The sequence below is a fragment of the Pseudomonas sp. V98_8 genome, assembly GCF_029967975.1.
In the GTDB taxonomy this organism is placed as follows: domain Bacteria; phylum Pseudomonadota; class Gammaproteobacteria; order Pseudomonadales; family Pseudomonadaceae; genus Aquipseudomonas; species Aquipseudomonas umsongensis.
Genome location: NZ_JASCAE010000084.1, coordinates 41392 through 60166, shown reverse-complemented (window position 1 = coordinate 60166; position 18775 = coordinate 41392). Strand labels below are relative to the sequence as shown.

Genomic DNA, 18775 nt, shown 5'->3' with positions numbered 1-18775 from the left:
GGTCTTTTGAGATTTTTTGAGTTCCAGCCATTCGGGTATTCCAGACGGTATTCCAGCCCATCCGGTGCTAATCTTTGGAATACCGAATCAGTGCCTGAGGACAATCTCATGCCTGCCCAAAACCTCCGCCTCTCCGATCGACAGCTCAAGGGAGTCAAACCCGCGTCCAAGGATTACGTCCTCACTGACGGTGACGGTTTGCAGCTCCGCGTACGCAGCAACGGCTCGTTGCTGTGGAATTTCAACTACCGCGAACCGGTGACCAAAAAGCGCATCAACATCGGCTTTGGGACCTACCCCGAGCTGTCACTGGCGAATGCACGAAAGATGGCAGTCGAAGCCCGCGAGCTGCTCGCTCAGGGCATCGATCCGAAGGTGCAGCGCAATACGTTGAATGAAGCCAAGCGCGCAGAAACGGAACACACCTTCGAGAATGTGGCTACCGCCTGGTTCGAGCTCAAAAAAGACTCGGTTACCCCGGCCTACGCCGAGGACATCTGGCGGTCGCTCACGCTGCATGTATTCCCCGACCTGAGGACGACACCACTTGTGAAAATCACCGCGCCGATGGTGATTGGATTGCTTCGCCCTATCGAAGCGAAAGGCAGCCTGGAAACGGTGAAGCGTCTTAGCCAACGGCTTAACGAGATCATGACCTACGGCGTGAACTCCGGCCTGATCTTCGCCAACCCGCTCAGCGGTATCAGGGCGGTGTTCAAAAAGCCGAAGAAAGAAAACATGGCAGCGCTTCCGCCCGAAGAACTCCCCGAGCTCATGCTGGAGATCGCGAACGCCAGCATCAAACGCACGACCCGCTGCCTGATCGAATGGCAGTTGCACACGATGACTCGTCCCGCCGAGGCGGCGACTACTCGCTGGGCAGACATCGACTTTGAAAGGCGTGTCTGGACTATCCCACCGGAGCGGATGAAGAAGCGCCGTCCACACAGCATCCCGTTGAGTGATCACGCTGTCGCACTGCTGGAGTCACTGAAGACTCACAGCGGCCATCGAGAATACGTCTTCCCGGCAGACAGAAATCCGCGCACCCACGCCAATAGCCAGACCGCCAACATGGCGTTGAAACGCATGGGGTTCCAGGATCGGTTGGTCAGCCACGGCATGCGCTCGATGGCCAGCACCATCTTGAATGAACATGGCTGGGATCCTGAGCTCATCGAAGTAGCCCTGGCGCACGTCGACAAGGATGAGGTGCGGAGCGCCTACAACCGAGCCGACTACATCGAGCGCCGGCGCCCGATGATGGCGTGGTGGAGTGAGTACATTCAGAAAGCCGCCACCGGCAGCCTGCTCGCCTCTGCATACGGCCAAGTCAGAGACAAGAACGTGGTGCCGATCCGCTAGCGCTGTACAGGCGCAATAACGGCGGCGACAGCAACTGAGCACTCAAGATGCAGGGAAAGCAGCCTCGTTTATCCGCTTGTCAGCGCGGGTCCATCCAAACAGGGCTGCAAAGCCGCCCTGTTTGGATGGACCTCACTTTGAAGAGCTAAAAGCCACGATGTTGTCCGGGATTTACCACGGAATTCCACCAACGGATAACCGCTTTTCACGTCCCCAAGAGCACTGAGTTTCGGCCCTTGACCGGGTTTATCCACAGGCGTAGAACTGGCCGTGCAAGCGCTGTCGATGACAGCACCCCAGGTGACCCGAACCTTCAAGGTCACGCCGCTCCCGCGGTGGTTCTCCCCAAGGGCGATTCGCATCCGGCAGCTCGCCCGGTCACTACCCATGTGATGGATGCTCTTACACATATAGCGCTCGTGCGCCAGATAATCCGTACCTCGCTGCCCTGCAGCAACCTATCCGCTTGGCCGAATATTGCGCCAACCTGTGCCCGTCTCTTTCTTCTGGAAAGAGACGGGCACTTCTACCACTGCTGCAGCCCTGATCGCACATGACTTTGCGGCATTCCCCCTCGTGACAATTGGCGTGACAAACGCCGATGTCACCAGCAACAGCGCTGTAGATGATGGTGCCGCAGTCTAGGGAATGGACTGCACCTGACTGACAGTCAGGCATGCCCCGGTCATCGCATTGCTGCTTGCACCTGGCTCAGGATCTTCAGGCGCTGGTCTCGTCAGCCAATGCAGCCTCCACCCGCCCACCGGTAACGGTGCTCAGGAGGCCAGATCATGAGATGCCCTTGCTCCCGGCCGTAAGGAGCCGCCAGTCCCGCGTTAGAGGACATCCCCACAGGTCGCAGGGGCCTTGATCCCTGATAACACTCAACATTCTTGGTGGGATGACGTGGGGCGCGGATCGGAGAACGGCAGATGAGGTGACCGACATGGCATTGGCGGGTAGACGCGATGGCCGTAATTTCGGCTACGGTAGGCAATTGAGCTACGCGGGGCCGCAAGCGCTGAAAGATATGTTCGGCGGTGGCCACTACGGCACGGTCAAGGCGCACTGTGATCGGTGGCAGGCATTCGTGAAGTGGTGCCGCTCCGAACAGGGGCCCGGTATCAATGATGCGCGGCAGATTGATCGGAAGGTGTTGGCCGACTATGCGGCGTATCTGCGCGACGTGATTGAGCGCGGTGACCTTGCTGTCAGCACCGCAAAAACCGCCTATCCAGCGTTAACAGGACCATGGCGGCGCTTCGCGGTGATCAGTACGTGAAATTGCCCAGCCCGAGCAAGGCGTTGGGTATGCAGCGCACCGGGGTTCGCCAGTCGGTGCCACAGGGCCAGGACCGCAAGCAGGTTAAGCAGACCGTCGATGCACTTTGCCTCCAACATCAGCTACGCGCCGCCGCTATTGTCCTATTGGCGCGAGCCACCGGCATGCGCTTGCGTGAGGCCATCCTGGCTGACCTGCCACGGCTAAGCCGTGAGGCTAACGATCTAGGTAGGATTAACATTCAGGATGGCACCAAAGGCGGTCGCGCCGGCGCCTCGGCGCCGCGTTGGATTGCGGTGGACGACCATGTTCGCGAGGCGCTTGGGTTTGCACGGCAGGTGTCGCCTTCCGGTAGTCGCAACCTGATCGAGCCACACGAAAGTTATCTGAATTTTCTACGAGAAATCATCCGCCCTGCGCGGGACATCCTGCATGCGTACAACCTCAAAGGCTTCCATGAGCTACGAGCGGCGTACGCATGTGAGCGCTATGAGCAAATCGCTCAACACCGAGCGCCTATTAACGGCGGCCAATGCTGCCAGGTAAATAGGCACCTTGATCGTGAGGCCCGGAGGCAGATCAGCTATGAGCTGGGACACGGTCGGATTGACGTAGTTGCCGCGTACATTGGAGGTCGGTCATGAGTAAGCTATTTGATATGGAGGTGCTCTTAGCTGGCGTGCTGACCGGATCGCCCGCGACGCGACGACGTCATTTGCGGCAGGCGAAGATGATCCAGGCTGAAATTGCAGAGCGCTGGCAGCGAGCGACACCCTGGGCCTGGCAGCGAAAGCATTTGGTTTGGTTTCTCGAACATCGCCTAAATCGACGCAGCGATGCAACACGGTATTACTATCTGCTGACCGTGCGGCTGCTCGCTCGTCGATTACAAAAGACATGGATTTTCAATTTCTGAGTGAGACCGGCTGCTATCGCCCCACATAGCAACCTTCGGTCAGGACCGCAAGGCTGAGCGCCTAAGCCGCCAAGCTCGACGCCGCTGTTAACTATTCCTTCCCAAATCCCGCCGTTATCGCTAGAAGCCAAGACAGTCATACGCGCGTCAAGCTGGTGTCCCTCTAACTCCCCGACGGGTCTGTGAAGATGAATAGGGGACTCGCGGCGGCCTACGAGCCAATAGTAGGGCGCCCTATGACAGTAATTCCAGCACTCCAAATATTAGGCATAGGAACGCTAACAGCGTCGCCCATTAAATTTGCCCTCCGACACCCTTGTACTTATCGACAAAAATTGCAATTTTGTGAAAGACACTTTGTTTTTTTGCCATATAAGCAGGATTAAGTGGACTCATCTTAGGTAAAACGGAGCTGAGCTCAGTTCCATTATCGCTAGCATATTCCCGTTTTAGCGAAGTGGCGATGTAGCGCCTAGCTGCACCTTCATTCAGTTCCTCATCGCTGATCAGCTCTTGCGCCTCGCGCCGCTGTTCTGATTGGGCGAAAGTGAAAAAGGCATCGATCACGCTAGCCTTGTCATCAATCCGGTCCAGATCGGTCTGGTTGATGAAGTCCACCACCAGGCTTTCTTTGGCGCGACTGCCCAGGCTGGCGCGAATCACCCGGCGCATCTCCTCGACCAGTGCCACCTTGTCCTTGACCTTCTTGTTCTTCTCGAAGATCAGCTCAAGGATGTAATCCAGGTTGATTTCCTGGGACTTGAGCAGGTCCACCTCGAATACCACATCGTCCCAGTCGATAGTGGACGCGCTTGCTTCGTTACCCGCTTTCTCGCGCCTCAGCCAATCACGGATGTCATTGTAGGTGGAGCGATAGTCCTGGACCTTGCGCTCGGCAGGCAGCCGGATGGTCTGCAACTCGGCTAGCTTCTCGTCATCAAGGTGGTGTTCGAGCTTAAATGCTTCCACGGCCTGCGGGTCGCTGATATCGACCGTTTGCAGCGCCTTCAGCGCCGCAAACTCGTCGTAGTTCTGCAGCACATTTTCCACGCGTAGGTACTCGCCGAATAACTTGGCGAAGTCTTTCTTCTCCGACTCCTTGACGATGTTGGCCGGGTCGGGAAAACGTTGCTCCAGCTCCGTCACCACATCCATGAACCCACGCCGCGCCTCACCGGTCAGCGTGTCGGTGAAGCCCTCCATGTACTCCTTGTAACTTTTTTCCAGAACCACGTTGCGCGTGTTCTTGTCGCCGAACAGCGTGATGGCGTCGACCGTAGCCTGCTCCAGATCGCGGAAGGTGACGATATTGCCGAAAGTCTTGGTGGCATCGAAGATGCGGTTGGTGCGTGAATAGGCTTGGATCAGGCCGTGATAGCGCAGGTTTTTGTCGACGAACAGCGTGTTGAGCGTCGGCGCATCGAAGCCGGTCAGGAACATACCTACCACGATCAGAAGGTCGATTTCCTGATCCTTCACGCGCTTTGCCAGGTCGCGGTAGTAGTTCTGGAAGCCCTTACTGTCCACGCCGAAACTGCTTTTGAACAACGCGTTGTAGTCTGCAATCGCCGCGCTCAGGAACTCTTTAGCGGTGCTATCCATCGCCGACACTTCGAAGCTCTCATCGACGATGTCGCCAATGGCGTCCTGCTCTTCATTGGGGGCGAAGGAGAATATGGTGGCGATGCGCAGCGGCTTGTCGCTGCCTTCCTGCAGCTTCTGCAGCGTCTCGTAGTACGCCTTGGCGGCATCAACGCTGCTCACCGCGAACATGGCATTGAAGCCCTTGTTTGCTCCCTGCAAACGATGGGTCTTCTGGCGAAAATGCGTGAGCAGGTACTGCGAGATTTCGCGGATGCGTGTGGGGTGGAGCAAAGCCTGGCGGTTCTCCGCAGCGCTGAGCTTCTTCTCGTCCTGCTCGGCTTCCAGAGCCTTGAACTGTGGACGTACATCGTTGTAGTCCACCTTGAATTTGAGGACTTTCTCATCACGGATGGCATCAGTGATCACATAGGAATGCAGCTCGCGGCCAAACACGCTGGCGGTTGTATCAGCGCCCAGCGCATTTTTTGGGAAGATCGGCGTGCCGGTGAAGCCGAACTGATAGAAGCACTTGAACTTCTTTTTCAGATTCTTTTGCGCCTCGCCAAACTGGCTACGGTGGCACTCGTCAAAGATGAACACTACCTGCTGGTGGTACACCGGCAGGTCGCCTTCGGTCTTCATCAGGTTGTTGAGCTTCTGGATGGTGGTGACAATGATCTTGTTGTCGTCCTTGTCCAGGTTGCGCTTGAGGCCTGCGGTGCTCTCCGAGCCATTGACGCTGTCGGGTGAAAAACGCTGGTACTCCTTCATGGTCTGGTAATCCAGGTCCTTGCGATCCACCACGAAGAACACCTTGTCGATGAACTCCAACTCGGTGGCCAGGCGCGCAGCCTTGAAGCTGGTCAGCGTCTTGCCCGAGCCGGTAGTGTGCCAGATATAACCGCCGCCCTCCGTGCTGTTCCAGCGCTTCGCCTGCCTGGCACTGCGAATCTTCCACAGGATGCGCTCGGTGGCGGCAATCTGGTACGGGCGCATCACCAGCAGGGTGTCGCTGACGTCGAACACAGAATAGGTGAGCAGTACATCGAGCAGGGTGCGCTTCTGGAAGAAGGTCGCGGTGAAGTCCTTCAGATCCTTGATCGGGCTGTTGTCGGCCTGCGCCCAGTTCATGGTGAAGTCGAAACTGTGCTTGTTGCGCCGCGTGGTGTTGGCGAAGTAGCGCGTATCGGTGCCATTGGAGATCACGAACAGCTGCAGATACCTGAACAGCGAATGCTCGGTGTTGAAGCTCTCCTTGCTGTAGCGGTGCACCTGATTGAAGGCTTCGCGGATCGCCACGCCACGCTTCTTCAACTCTACCTGCACCAGCGGCAGACCATTGACCAGAATCGTCACGTCGTAGCGGTTGGCGTGGCTGCCCGCTTGCTCGAACTGTTTGATGACCTGCATCTTGTTGCGAGCCAGGTTCTTCTTGTCCAACAGGTAGATATTCTGGATGCGCCCGTCATCGAACACGAAGTCATGTACATGGTCGTCGTGAACCTTGCGGGTCTTGTCGAGGATACTGTCGCTGGGCTTGTCCAGCCAACTTTCCACGAAGCGCGCCCACTCGGCGTCGGAAAATCCGACGCCGTTCAGCGTCTGCAACTGCGTGCGCACATTGGCCAGCAGCGCCGGCATCGTCTTAAGACCCATGGAATGCTCATAGCCCTGATTGACCAGATCCTGGATGAACTCGCGTTCCAGATCACCTTCGCTCTGGTAGCTCTCGGCAACTTTCCATTCCTTGGCGTATTTATCCAGGACGATGAAGTTGTTAGATTCGGCGATGACCTTGCTGTACTCAAGCATTTTGTTTTTCCTATTGCCAGTAGCGGTGGCTGCTCTTCAGGTGGTCGAGCAACAGTTTAACCATCGCTTTCTCCGCGGGCGTTGGCTGGGCGATCGCTTCATTCGATAGCGTGCTGTGGCTGGTGAAATTGAGAACTCTGCTCAGATAAAGCTGCTTGTCATCAGGCAAAAGCTCGGACCACTTCGGGTGGCCAAGAAAGCTGGCTGTTTTCTCGTAGAGGTTGCGCAGCAAGGTGAAATGAAACCGTTCAACCTTGTTTTCAGCAATCGCCTGCTCAATGGTTTGCTTTAGGTGCAGGTGATAGGAAAAGCTCTTATTGGCGTCGCCGTGTTTTTCAGTGAGCACAAAGCTGCCGTCTTCAAACCGCTCGAGCATGTAACAGGTCTTGCCATTCAGTTCATTAAAAAGCACGTTGTAGAACAGTGGGCTGTGCGTCGAAACGATGAACTTCAGATTGGACTGGCTTGATTTGATCAGGCTGGCCAGATTGACTGCCAGCTCAATCAAATGGTTTTCATCGAGAGAGCTAACGGGGTCGTCAATGAATATATACTCCAACTGATTAAAGGCGCTGGTCTCGCGTTCGCCCGACTCGGCGACATTGAGAATAGTCACCGCCTGATCCAACAGGGTGTAGAAAACACTCCAAATGAAATTGCTCTCTTCGCCTTTGGAAAGCTTGATATTAGGGGAATGCTCCTCGTTACCGCGCTCCAGGGAGAAGGTGACTTCGTCAAAGTCGGCGCCGAAATGCGGCGTTAGCTTGTCGTTCGCATAACGCTGGAAATAATGAATGATATTTCCATCTTGCCCGAGATCCTTGAGTAGCGTCAGAAGCCAGTTGGTATATGAATTGGGCTGAATCTTCAGTTTGTACTCGGCATCACTCGCTAAGTCGTTATCCCAATAGAACAGGTCTTCAGTGAAGGCGTTGTAATAGAGAATCTTGTTGCGCGATAGCTCGGGCGCGTCGACTTCCTCATCGCCCTCTCCGCCATTGGCTTTGGGTGCAATCAGCTGCTTGAATTCACGCGACAGGCGCGTCTTGCCAGTGCCGTTGAAGGCGTAGATCAGCTGCACCTTCTTGTTGGCATTCTTTAACTGCTCAGCGATCTCGGCCAGGGTCTCGCTCATTTCAGGCCACCGCCTCTTCCCGCTTGGGGAAGCTCAGCAGTTGGTCTCGGTAGTGCTCGTATTGCTTCTGACGCAGCGCGATCTCGCGAGGCAGGACTTCGCTGATGGAGTTGGTGAGGACGTCGAATTTATCGAGTATGGCGACGATGCGGGCTTGTTCTGCCAGTGACTTATCGGGGTCTCTGGGGAATGGGACCGGGATTTCAACCTTTGAAAATCCATTGATCAGCAGAGTATTGACCTTGGTTCTAGCCACATGCTTTGCTTTTTTGGCTATGAAATACTGCGTCTGCATACAGTATGAAACAAACTTTGGATTCATTGAATGTCGAAATGCATAGCAGTGATCATGAATCGCAACCCTCTCATCCCCAAGCCATGCGACTGCTTTGCCAACATCTTCAACAGTTTCCCCAACATCGGTTAGCACCACATCCCCCGGCTCGGCATAACGCAGCGAACCCGCCATGTCATCTCGAACCATTGAAAATGCGTGGTCCGACCACACACCATATCGGGTATAAATTTCACCGTAGTGGATGACGCTAATGCCTTCTTCGACGTAATCAGCCTTGGTAAAACGCTTCCCACGAATGAACTCGCCAATATCCCCCAGCGCCTTCCACTCCACTTCCCCGCCCATCTTTTCAAAACTCAACAATTGCTCGCGATAGTACTTGTATTGTTTTTTCCGAGCAGTGAGCTCAGCAGTGAGCTCAGCAGTGAGCTCAGCAGTAAGCTGGGTAAATGTGTCTAGTATGCGGACGATTTCTCGTTGAACCTCAATAGGGGGAAAGGGAACGGAGTACTCTTCACGTATAACAGATGGGTGAGCCTTTTTTGTGTAATCAAAAACTTTCGTTGCCCAAGCCGCAGAGAGTGCGTGAAATAGGAAGCGCGTGCTCAAAATATTGTTTTCTTTGACCTTCAACCATCCACAAACGTTAGTAACGGAATACCTATGCACATCTCGAAAAAAGAAACGGCCTCCTCCGTCTATTGACCAGCTAATCCTTTCATCTTCAAACATAAATTTTCCGTAACGGCCAAACTCACCATTGCCAGCGGCCGATGAAGAGTAAACAGGGTATTCACCTGGAAAATCGGACAAGTCGATTTTTGATATGACGCTGCCTCGACCCAGTGCAACCACCCCTGCATCTTCTAGTTCTCCAAGGCTTCTAAAGGCAACCCCTGTCGGACAATATTTCTCAATCAGACGCTTTAACTTGCTCACACCTCAATCTCCACGACGATGGCATCAATCTCTTCGCGCAGTTTTTTGATGTTTGCGACCGTGGTTTTCAGCTTAGCATTAAGTTGGGCAATATCCACAACTTCGCGGGTATCTCTTGTTTCCACATAACTGCTGACCGACAGATTGTAATTGTTGGCGGCCACCTTTTCTAAAGGCACTGACTGTGCGAAGTGATCGTCATTCTCCTTGCTATCGAACACCTGCATGATTCTCTCGATATGCTCGTCTGCCAGCAGATTATTGTTTGTACCCTTGTTGAAAAGCGCACTAGCATCAATGAACTGGATGGAGGTATCAGCTTTGTTTTTTGCCAGTACCAAAATGTTCACGGCGATAGTAGTGCCGAAGAACAGATTAGACGCTAGAGAGATCACCGTCTCCACATAATTGTTGTCCACCAGGTATTGACGGATCTTCTGTTCGGCGCCACTGCGGTAAAAAATGCCGGGGAAGCAGACTATGGCCGCGCGGCCCTTCGCCGATAGGTAGCTCAGCGCATGCAGCACAAAGGCGAAGTCGGCCTTGGACTTGGGGGCCAGCACGCCCGCCGGGGCAAAGCGGTCATCGTTGATCAGCGTGGGGTCGTCGCTGCCGATCCACTTTACTGAATAAGGCGGATTGGAGACTATGGCGTCGAAGGGTTTGTCGTCACCGAAGTGCGGAGCGCGCAGCGTGTCGCCGAGCTTGATGTTGAACTTGTCATAGTTGATATTGTGCAGAAACATGTTCATCCGCGCCAGGTTATAGGTGGTGTGATTCACCTCTTGGCCGAAGAACCCATCTTCGATGACATGGGCGTCGAAATGTTTTTTCGCCTGCAGCAGCAGTGAGCCGGAACCGCACGCCGGGTCGTAGATCTTGTTGACGCTTGTCTGCTTGTGCATCGCCAACTGGGCAATCAGCTTGGATACATACTGGGGGGTAAAGAATTCGCCGCCGGATTTGCCCGCATTGGCCGCATAATTGGAAATGAGGAACTCGTAGGCGTCCCCGAACAGGTCGATGTGACTGGTATCGAATCTGCCGAACTCCAGTTTGCTCACACCCTTGAGCACATCCGCCAAGCGCTTGTTCTTGTCGGCGACGGTATTGCCTAGGCGGTTGCTGGTGGTATCGAAATCGGCGAACAGGCCCTTGATGTCCTGCTCGGAGGCGTAGCCGTTGGCCGAGCTCTCAATGGCGGCAAAGATGCGCGCCAGATCGGTATTCAGGCTGTCGTTGCTGCTGGCCTTGGCGACCACGTTGCTGAACAGCTGGCTAGGGGCAATGAAATAGCCTTTGGTCCTGATGGCGTCATCTTTGGCGGAGGCGATCAGCGGGTCATCATCCTCCATCACCGCGTAATCAACCGCGCTGTCGCCTCCGGTAATGTAGTCAACGAAGTTCTCGCTGATGAAGCGGTAGAACAGGGTGCCAAGCACGTACTGCTTGAAGTCCCAGCCATCGACAGCGCCACGCACGTCATTAGCGATGGCCCAGATCTGACGTTGCAGGGCGGAACGTTGTTGGGCACTGGTCATACTGCTTATCCTGTTTCAATGCGGTTTTCATGATCATTCCAAAGCAATCGGACCTGACCTGAATCGTGTTATGTGCGTGTCGAGCCGACGTTGGCACAAGGATGCTCATTCTATGTGCTCCCTTCAATCAGATATACTGCCGTGGGCCTTCTTTGCACCCTACAATCAATAACATACCCCAAAAAAAACGCTGACTTTTGCGGCTTGATGACACAGTGAAACCGCCTGCCGTGTGGATGAATGCCGATACCGCCTCCCTTGCTCTTTCCCCTGCCAGCGTGAGGATCTGCCCTCTGAGGTTGGGCTGAGGGTAGCTCGAGATTTCGTACGCAGCCCCAGTTTGTGCACGTCGCAAACCTGGGCGAGTTAATCCAGATGAGACCGCCGATCTTCGTTTTAACGATATATCCCGAGACGGCACTGACGCCGCACAGCTGAAGGCACCTGGGAATAAGAGGCTCCCCCGTCTATGTTGCCGCTGACCGAAAGCTCACCCGGTGAAGGTGCGTGCTGATCGAGCGTGGGGGAGATCGCAAAGGTGGACATACGTATTGCAACAGTGAATATGCCTGCGAGTGGGGGACATCGTACGCGCAGGGACAACATCAACCGCACGACCTTTTGCTTGATAGATTCGATCCCGACTCCTTTTGGGGGGCGAAGCAAAAAAAGCACCGTCCATCGGAAGCTAGACCACCCAGCGTTCCAACTGGTATTCCAAGAATCTTTACCAATAAACTATTAACTAGTGAAAACAAATAGATACCGACTTGTTTCAAATTACCCCGGCCCACCAAATACGAAGCAAAACAAAACCCGCCCAGTGCGGGTTTTGTTGCATCTGGGGTTCAGTAATCCCTGCACCACACGCCCCTGCGGGGTTGGGCTTGCCCGCGAAGAAGCCAACCAGACTCAGTAGAACTCGTCCAGCAAACAGTAAAACGCTATACGTTGCTGATCTGGCTCGACACCGTACTCACGAAAAAAAGGGGCTACCCATGCCGGTCCCAAATTGCTTTCAATGCTTCGGGCAGCCAGGGCAAGGTCTTGATAGATGTCACTGATGCCTAATCGGCCGCAGTCGATGTAGCCGGTAAAGCGGCTTGCTTCGACCATGAAATTCGGCAGGCAGGCATCGCCGTGGGTGACCGCCAGATCATAGGTTTCGGGAAGCGTCGACAGCAGCTCTGCGAAGACATCCTCAGCGGTCCGCCCCAGCCGTTCATCGTCAAAGTCTGACTCGTCAACGAGCCCGGCTCTCACTCGGCTCCAAGCGGCCTCTATACGCTGCTCCAGGGAGTGGTCAAAAGGGCATGTCTCTGTTGGCACCTGGTGCAGGGTACGCAGCGCTTTCGCCAGGATGCTGATCACTTGGGGTGCAGACAAACTGTTGGCACTGGCCAGATCTTGTCCGGGGACGGCACTCATGAGCAACCAATGGCGATCGTTTTCTGTCGTGGCCTCAAGAACTGTTGGCCCAGGCAGGTCAAGCCGGTTCATCCAACGCAGACGCTCAATCTCTTGCGGCAGTTCGCTGTGCGCGGCGATGGGCTCTGATTTCAGGAACAGGTGCTCGCCATTGGTGTTGCGGATGCGAGAAACCTCGGCGCCTGACTCTCCGACAGATTGTCGTTCAATGGGTGATGCACTGAATGTTTGGGACCATTGGGCAGGAATGTACATACTGTCACTGACGAAAATGATGGCGGATTTACGGCTGAGCGAACTGACCTTGGCATTCAACAGAAGCATTCAGGAATTCAGACATGACCATCCAGACTCTCGCCCTTCTTGCTGCAATGGTTTACCTGCCCGCTCAGGCCGCCAGCGAAGTTGCCCCTCGGGTCGAGCACGTCGTTTTCAAAAACGGTGCTGACAGCGCCACGTTCTCAGACTCCATCAAGGGCCGGCTGACCGCCGAGTACCGCCTGCGCGCTAAGGCGGGCCAGATGCTGACGGTCGACCTCAAGCCTTCCAATGCTTCAGCCTATTTCAATATCACCGCCAAAGGCGAGGAATACGCGCTGTTCAACGGCTCGATCATGGGCAATCACTTTCTCGGACCGTTGCCCGCCGATGGCCAATACGTTGTCCAGGTGTACCTCATGCGCAACGCCGCACGGCGTAACGAAGTGGCGAACTACAGTCTCTCGTTGAACCTTGGTGCCCCCGATGCCAGCAATGGCAGCCGGCCTTTCGACCAGACGCTGGAACTGCAGGGCATTGTTTTTCATGTGACGGATGAGTCGATCGACGGTAGCCGTGCAGTACGCATCGCTCCCCCAAGGGCTGAAAATCGATAATTCGGTTATGACTCACCCCCTGAATGGCGACATTGCCCGGGCGGAGGTCGCGGACCTTGATCGAGACGGCTCACCGGAAATCTATGTCTTCGTCAGGTCACCAGGGCGCGGACTACCCGGCGAACTCGTGGCCTACGCCGCCAACCGTAAAAAGTCGCTGAGTGCGATCTATCTGCCACCGGTCAGCGAAGACCCGACGATTGCCAAGGGGTATCGGGGCGAGGATGAGTTTGCCGTGGTGGAAAACACATTGGTGCAGCGGTTTGCGTTGTATGACAGCGCGGACGCCTCGGCGGGTAGGACCAGGAAGATGCGCGAGATTCAGTACCGGTTGATGCCGGGCGAAGCTGGGTGGATTTTGCGCAGGCAGAAGGTGACGGAGTATTGAGCCACTTTCCGCTTTCGCCCCCGGGCAACACATGAACTTTTCTTCACCCCGCGTTCAGGCAACTCCCTGTAAATTTGCCCTCGCTCATTCAAGAAACTACGGTTTGCCCGCCCTCCCGCGGGCTTTTTTTTGTCTTGCGAAAAGTCCTACTCCGGGGCGAATTGCGGAGAAAAATCCCACAGGTCTTTAAGGTTGTCGCTCGGAAGGGGGCTTATTAATCTTTTGTCATCACTGCCATTCAGTGATCGGGTGTGAGAACCCGGTAAGTAATAGCCATGCTCTGCCAGTATCCGCATAATTGCCGACAGCTTATCCGCTGCCTGTAAATGCGTAATGGCGGCTGTGTGCGGGCAGACTTTTGTCTGACCGGGTGGCTATGACCGGATTCTCACCTCGCACATAGCTGCCACCTCTTTGCTGTGTGAGAACGGCAAGTACTGGCACCCACACAAGAGGCGAATCATCTTGGATAAGCTAACTCCAGATCCCCCCTTCCAAACCACCAAACCCTACCGCCCCAGCCCCTTCTTCACGCTCCACCCCGACATAAAATCCGAAAGCCTACTGGCCCACGCGTGCGAATCATTGGCTTCAGCCAGCGTCATGCTCAATGATTTCGCCACTTACCTCAGCGGCCCCCAGCGCAACACCGCGCTGGGGATTGCGCAGATCGTCATGCTGGCGGAGCTGGCTGTGAACCGGGCGCTGGATACTATTGATCCGCAGGAGTGAGCCCGACGGGTTGAGCCACCAATGCCGGTTTTTCAGCCTTGTGCAGCACCGGCATCTCCAGCCTTGCTCGTCCGTAAAACGCCAGCGCCGTCAGCAAACATGCCAGCCACACGAAGATCCCGGCCCAGAAGGTGTGGGACATGTAGTGCCAACCCTGCACCACCCGCGTCGTGCCATACACGAACCCGAGGGCCAGCGAGCCGTACATGATTGCCTTGGAATAGCGCCAGCGGTAACGGCGTGCAACAAAGTACAAGGCGAGCATGGTGAAGCCACCGGAGGCATGCCCGCCCGGCCAGCAGCGACCGTCACCCGCGACCTTGAGTAGATCGAAATTTTCGTACCACTCCTTATGCTCGATCTTCCCACCGTACTGGGTCGTCTCGATCGGGCAATACACACTGGTGTGGCCCTTGAGGTAGTGAATCACGCCGGTGCTGATGGAGAATGCGAGCACCACGTAGAGGAAATCCCGACGATGCCGGGTGGCGAAACGCAGTACCGGCGCAACCTTGATCTTTTCCAGAAAGGCGATGATTTTCGCGTGTTTTTCCGCCTTCAAACGCGGCCAGAGAAACGACAGCAAGGCACCGATGATGGCGATTTCGCCGGTCCAGTTCGGAATGATCCGCGCCCATTTATGGGTGATTTTTTCGAACAGGTGCACATGGTCCAGCGGGAACGTCTGCGTCACCGGATCATAAAAAAGATTGTTGAAGGCGATGTCGATCTGGGTCAGGTCGAACATCAGGAACACCACGACCGCGCAGGCCAGTGGGATACCAAAGTTCAGCCAGTAAAAACGGGAGCGGGAAGCCGTCTGCATCGTGTGTCCTGGTTCAGAGTGTGAATTCATTCGGTGGTCACCGAGTGCCAGTCCGAGGCCTCGATGAATCCAAGTACGTGTGGTGCTTGCAGTGCTTGGGCAGTGACGAAAAGCGCGGCGCCGTAGCCGAAGGTCGAGGTGGGCACCTCGAGATCCTTTTGCAGTTGCGCCATGCATTCGCTGTGGGTCACCAGGATCAGGTTACGCCCGGCGACCTTGTGCGCCAGGGCGTCGCGCAACATCGTGCCTTTGCAGTTGATCAACCAGTCATCGCCAGCGTCGACCCTGTTGAACATATACCCGCTGGTCTGCGCGGTACGCACCATCGGGCTGTTGTAGATGTCGGCCCGCGCCAGACCCAGTCGCTCGAATTGCGCCCCGACGGCCACCGCAACACTGCGCGAGCGATCGGTGATGCCATCATCGCCACTCAGACAGGGCGCGCTGGAGTGATCGCAACGCTCGACATGGCGAACCAGCACGATCATGTCACCCTTGGCCCAACCCGCCAATAGCGCCCGCGCGCCCTGCACATTGCCATGGGCCAGGTCCGGCACGGCGGCAGGCCGTAACAGCAATACTGTCAAGGTAATCGCCAGCAGCGCCGACGCCAGCACCACTAGCGCATTGCGATACCGGGCTAAACGCCTCAGGTCGATCGAGCGGGTTATTCCGAACAGACTCAGTCTCAGTTCCACATCAAGCCGCCTCGCAGCCCTTCATCAGGTGCCGTGAGGGTAAGGAGGCGGGCGTCGGCTACCAGTGAAACCAATGTGAAAAAAAGCTTAAGCCTGCGGCAAAAAGCTTGTTACAGAATCCGCCCGACAAAATCCTTTCAGCTCTCACGATTGCTGCCGATACAGACCTGCAACCCACCTTGCTGGCGCCTAAGAACAACAATCTTCCAGCCAACCGACGATCAAGAAACACACGTTCCTGGAGGAATTTGATGAATAGCTGGTTCGGCAACATCAGCGTGAACCTGAAACTGGGCCTGGGCTTCGGCCTGGTCCTGGCCCTGACCTGCGTCCTCGCCCTGACCGGCTGGACCAGCTTGGGCAGTCTGATCGACCGCAGCAACTGGATGAGCGACATCACCCAGCTCAACGCCGGCCTGACCAAGCTGCGCGTGGTGCGCCTGCAGTACATGCTGACCAACGGCGACGAAGCCGCCGCGCAGAATGTGCAGACCACGCTGCAGGCCTTTTCCGATCAGCAACAGGCATTGCTGGCGAAGTTCAAGAGCCCGGAAAACCTCAAGCTGCTCAAGGAGCAAGGCACTGTCATCGACGCCTACAAGACGTCCCTGGCCAAGATGCGTGGCGCCTACCGCACCGGCAACAGCGCGCGCGACGTCATGGGCGCCAACGCGGAGACGGCCAGCATGCTGATCGACGATTTGAACAGCCGCGTGCAACAACTGCCACCGAGTGATCAGCGCTTCGAGCAGTTCCAGGCCATCACCGCCGCCCGGCAAGCGTTCTTGCTGGCCCGCTACGAAGTGCGTGGCTACACCGCGACCACCAATGCCGAAACCGAACAAAAAGCCGTCGCTCAACTGGACGCCGCCATTGCCAGCCTGAAACAGCTCAACGTGCATTTCACCGACGCCCAGCCCGAAACCCTGCGTCAACTGGAGACCGCACTGGGCAACTACCGCAGCGCCTTGCAGGCTTACAAAGCCGCGAACAGCGATGCGGTGCAGGCGCGCAAGGAAATGACCGATCAGGGCGCGGCCATCGTGAGCCTGAGCGAACAGCTGTATCAGATCCAGCTCGACCGTCGCGATGCCGAAAGCGCCCAGGCGCGTACCCTGCAATTGATCAGCACGCTGCTGGCTCTGTTGGTCGGCATTATTGCCGCCGTTCTCATTACCCGGCAGATCACCGGCCCGCTGCGCGAAACCCTGGCCGTGGTCGATCGCATCGCCAGTGGCGACCTGTCCCAGGACGTGAGGGTGACCCGCCGCGATGAGCTGGGTGTTTTGCAACAAGGCATCGCGCGCATGGGCGTGACCCTGCGTGACCTGATCAGCGGTATTCGCGACGGCGTCACCCAGATCGCCAGCGCGGCCGAAGAACTGTCGGCCGTGACCGAGCAGACCAGCGCCGGGGTCAACAGCCAGAAAGTCGAGACCGACCAGGTCGCCACCGCCATGCACGAGATGACCGCCACCGTGCAGGAAGTCGCGCGCAATGCCGAACAAGCCTCCCAGGCCGCCGCCGCGGCGGATGGTGAAGCCCGCGAAGGGGACAAGGTTGTCGGCGAAGCCATCACCCAGATCGAACGCCTGGCCAGCGAAGTGGCACGCTCCACCGAAGCCATGGGCCTGCTGCAACAGGAAAGCGACAAGATCGGCAGCGTCATGGACGTGATCAAGGCCGTGGCCGAACAGACCAACCTGCTGGCCCTCAATGCTGCGATTGAAGCGGCACGCGCCGGTGAAGCCGGACGCGGGTTTGCCGTGGTGGCCGACGAAGTGCGGGGCCTGGCGCAACGCACGCAGAAATCCACCGAGGAAATCGAAGGCCTGGTGGCGGCCCTGCAGAACGGCACCCAGCAAGTGGCGACCGTGATGAACAACAGCCGCACCCTGACCGACAGTAGCGTGGCCCTGACCCGCAAGGCCGGCACCTCACTGGAAAACATCACCCGCACGGTGTCCAACATCCAGTCGATGAACCAGCAGATCGCGGCCGCGGCCGAGCAGCAAAGCGCGGTGGCCGAAGAGATCAGCCGCAGCATCATCAACGTGCGCGACGTGTCGGAACAGACCGCTGCGGCCAGCGATGAGACGGCCAAGTCCAGCGTGGAACTGGCGCGACTGGGGAATCAGTTGCAGATGATGGTCAGCCACTTCCGCGTCTGAGATTCACTGCGCGGTGAATGAAAGATCCATTCGCGAGCAAGCCCGCTCCCACAGGTTCAATGAGCATCCTGTGGGAGCGAACCTGCTCGCGAAGGCGATCCAGCTGTCAATGAAGGCACTCAGGCTTGCCACGGGTTGATTACTTCCAGCCCGGGAAACTCGAAATCACGAACATTGCGGGTGGCAATCGGTGCTCCGTGAACTCGGCAGACGGCGGCAATCTGCGCATCAGCCATCGACACAGACCGCCCCTTGGCTTCACAACCCGCCACCAACGTCGCGTACTCAACGGCGGCATGCACATCAAAAGGCAATATCCTCGCGGCGAAGTCCTCTTCAAACATCGCCATCGCATGGGCTTCAAGCTTTTGCTTGCGCTTGCCGGATGGGAGTCGGGCGAGGCCATGGAGAATTTCCGCCACGGTAATGGCAGCAATTGCCAGTTCCATGGCAGGTTGTGCATCTACCCAGGCCAGAACCTGAGCGTCAGGCTCAACCCGCATAAACTCCGAAAGCACATTGGTATCAAGCACTATCATTCGGAGAAATCCACCGCGGTTGCTTTCTCCTGCCGTACGGGCAGATCCAGGTCAACTCCACCGCACACACCAAATCTGTTGCGGATTCTGCTGCCTAGCCCTCCCGCACGATCGACGGTAGCCAATGCCCTACCCAGGATAAGGCGAGCTTCCTCTTCCATCGAATGCCCGTTATGAGCAGCCGCTATTCGCAACTGCTCCTTGACCTGATCGTCGAGGTTTCGAATCGTGATACTGGCCATGACG

15 protein-coding genes and 1 pseudogene are annotated in these 18775 nt (G+C 56.4%); 7 read left to right on the top strand and 9 right to left on the bottom strand.

Features of this window, described 5'->3' with window-relative positions; genetic code table 11:
* Positions 1-108: 108 nt before the first annotated feature.
* The 3 genes and pseudogenes from QLG10_RS25730 (at position 109) to QLG10_RS25720 (ending at position 3563) form a co-directional block, all read left to right on the top strand.
* Positions 109-1365, top strand: coding sequence for an integrase domain-containing protein (locus tag QLG10_RS25730; protein WP_282488259.1), 1257 nt, complete (start codon positions 109-111; stop codon positions 1363-1365).
* 946 nt (positions 1366-2311) lie between these two features.
* Positions 2312-3291 (top strand): annotated as a pseudogene (locus QLG10_RS25725) (integrase domain-containing protein).
* Positions 3288-3563 (top strand): hypothetical protein, encoded by a 276-nt coding sequence (locus QLG10_RS25720; RefSeq protein WP_282488258.1) that lies wholly within the window; start codon positions 3288-3290, stop codon positions 3561-3563. Before QLG10_RS25725 ends, QLG10_RS25720 begins: the two are co-directional and overlap by 4 nt.
* 294 nt (positions 3564-3857) lie before the next feature.
* Here QLG10_RS25720 and QLG10_RS25715 read toward each other — a convergent pair whose 3' ends face one another.
* From QLG10_RS25715 to QLG10_RS25695, 5 genes are all read right to left on the bottom strand, one after another.
* Entirely contained in the window at positions 3858-6959 is a 3102-nt protein-coding gene (locus QLG10_RS25715; RefSeq protein WP_282488257.1) for a type I restriction endonuclease subunit R, read from the bottom strand.
* A 10-nt stretch (positions 6960-6969) separates the two neighbouring features.
* Positions 6970-8094 carry an AAA family ATPase gene (locus QLG10_RS25710; RefSeq protein ID WP_282488256.1) on the bottom strand — a complete coding sequence of 375 codons (1125 nt, stop codon included), beginning with the start codon at positions 8092-8094 and terminating at the stop codon, positions 6970-6972.
* Between the two features lies 1 nt (position 8095).
* The gene (locus tag QLG10_RS25705) at positions 8096-9331 is read right to left on the bottom strand and encodes a restriction endonuclease subunit S (protein WP_282488255.1); all 1236 of its coding nucleotides are present in this window, start codon (positions 9329-9331) and stop codon (positions 8096-8098) included.
* A complete protein-coding gene (locus QLG10_RS25700; RefSeq protein WP_282488254.1) occupies positions 9328-10872 on the bottom strand; it encodes a type I restriction-modification system subunit M in 1545 nt (514 codons plus the stop codon). Before QLG10_RS25700 ends, QLG10_RS25705 begins: the two co-directional genes overlap by 4 nt.
* 912 nt (positions 10873-11784) lie before the next feature.
* The gene (locus QLG10_RS25695; protein WP_349016961.1) at positions 11785-12624 is read right to left on the bottom strand and encodes an APH(3')-II family aminoglycoside O-phosphotransferase; all 840 of its coding nucleotides are present in this window, start codon (positions 12622-12624) and stop codon (positions 11785-11787) included.
* Between the two features lie 14 nt (positions 12625-12638).
* Here QLG10_RS25695 and QLG10_RS25690 point away from each other — a divergent pair, with 14 nt between their 5' ends.
* The 3 genes from QLG10_RS25690 (at position 12639) to QLG10_RS25680 (ending at position 14295) form a co-directional block, all read left to right on the top strand.
* A complete protein-coding gene (locus QLG10_RS25690) occupies positions 12639-13175 on the top strand; it encodes a hypothetical protein (RefSeq protein WP_282488253.1) in 537 nt (178 codons plus the stop codon).
* A 7-nt stretch (positions 13176-13182) separates the two neighbouring features.
* Positions 13183-13563 (top strand): hypothetical protein, encoded by a 381-nt coding sequence (locus QLG10_RS25685; RefSeq protein ID WP_282488252.1) that lies wholly within the window; start codon positions 13183-13185, stop codon positions 13561-13563.
* Between the two features lie 465 nt (positions 13564-14028).
* Positions 14029-14295 carry a DUF6124 family protein gene (locus QLG10_RS25680; RefSeq protein WP_282488251.1) on the top strand — a complete coding sequence of 89 codons (267 nt, stop codon included), beginning with the start codon at positions 14029-14031 and terminating at the stop codon, positions 14293-14295.
* Here QLG10_RS25680 and QLG10_RS25675 read toward each other — a convergent pair.
* Positions 14276-15121: a phosphatase PAP2 family protein gene (locus QLG10_RS25675; RefSeq protein WP_110746707.1), complete on the bottom strand. Its 846-nt coding sequence runs from the start codon at positions 15119-15121 to the stop codon at positions 14276-14278. The two genes, QLG10_RS25680 and QLG10_RS25675, sit on opposite strands and share 20 nt — an antisense overlap.
* Positions 15122-15147: 26 nt before the next feature.
* Positions 15148-15819, bottom strand: coding sequence for a histidine phosphatase family protein (locus tag QLG10_RS25670; RefSeq protein WP_110746705.1), 672 nt, complete (start codon positions 15817-15819; stop codon positions 15148-15150).
* 251 nt (positions 15820-16070) lie between these two features.
* Between QLG10_RS25670 and QLG10_RS25665 the strand changes: the two genes are divergently transcribed.
* Complete coding sequence (locus tag QLG10_RS25665; RefSeq protein ID WP_282488250.1) at positions 16071-17990, top strand: methyl-accepting chemotaxis protein; 1920 nt, start codon at positions 16071-16073, stop codon at positions 17988-17990.
* A gap of 119 nt (positions 17991-18109) precedes the next feature.
* On the opposite strand, the gene QLG10_RS25660 is transcribed toward QLG10_RS25665, so the two are convergent.
* Together QLG10_RS25660 and QLG10_RS25655 are read right to left on the bottom strand one after the other, a co-directional pair.
* A complete protein-coding gene (locus QLG10_RS25660; RefSeq protein WP_110746702.1) occupies positions 18110-18529 on the bottom strand; it encodes a type II toxin-antitoxin system VapC family toxin in 420 nt (139 codons plus the stop codon).
* The gene (locus tag QLG10_RS25655) at positions 18526-18771 is read right to left on the bottom strand and encodes a plasmid stabilization protein (RefSeq protein WP_110746700.1); all 246 of its coding nucleotides are present in this window, start codon (positions 18769-18771) and stop codon (positions 18526-18528) included. The genes QLG10_RS25660 and QLG10_RS25655 overlap by 4 nt, the downstream gene beginning before the upstream one ends.
* Positions 18772-18775: the final 4 nt, after the last annotated feature.

Bases quoted from the DNA above. Each gene is read 5' to 3' on its own strand.
- QLG10_RS25730 (WP_282488259.1), top strand. From the start codon at position 109: ATGCCTGCCCAAAACCTCCGCCTCTCCGATCGACAGCTCAAGGGAGTC.
- QLG10_RS25720 (WP_282488258.1), top strand. From the start codon at position 3,288: ATGAGTAAGCTATTTGATATGGAGGTGCTCTTAGCTGGCGTGCTGACC.
- QLG10_RS25715 (WP_282488257.1), bottom strand. From the start codon at position 6,959: ATGCTTGAGTACAGCAAGGTCATCGCCGAATCTAACAACTTCATCGTC.
- QLG10_RS25710 (WP_282488256.1), bottom strand. From the start codon at position 8,094: ATGAGCGAGACCCTGGCCGAGATCGCTGAGCAGTTAAAGAATGCCAAC.
- QLG10_RS25700 (WP_282488254.1), bottom strand. From the start codon at position 10,872: ATGACCAGTGCCCAACAACGTTCCGCCCTGCAACGTCAGATCTGGGCC.
- QLG10_RS25695 (WP_349016961.1), bottom strand. From the start codon at position 12,624: ATGCTTCTGTTGAATGCCAAGGTCAGTTCGCTCAGCCGTAAATCCGCC.
- QLG10_RS25690 (WP_282488253.1), top strand. From the start codon at position 12,639: ATGACCATCCAGACTCTCGCCCTTCTTGCTGCAATGGTTTACCTGCCC.
- QLG10_RS25685 (WP_282488252.1), top strand. From the start codon at position 13,183: ATGACTCACCCCCTGAATGGCGACATTGCCCGGGCGGAGGTCGCGGAC.
- QLG10_RS25675 (WP_110746707.1), bottom strand. From the start codon at position 15,121: ATGCAGACGGCTTCCCGCTCCCGTTTTTACTGGCTGAACTTTGGTATC.
- QLG10_RS25665 (WP_282488250.1), top strand. From the start codon at position 16,071: ATGAATAGCTGGTTCGGCAACATCAGCGTGAACCTGAAACTGGGCCTG.
- QLG10_RS25660 (WP_110746702.1), bottom strand. From the start codon at position 18,529: ATGATAGTGCTTGATACCAATGTGCTTTCGGAGTTTATGCGGGTTGAG.
- QLG10_RS25655 (WP_110746700.1), bottom strand. From the start codon at position 18,771: ATGGCCAGTATCACGATTCGAAACCTCGACGATCAGGTCAAGGAGCAG.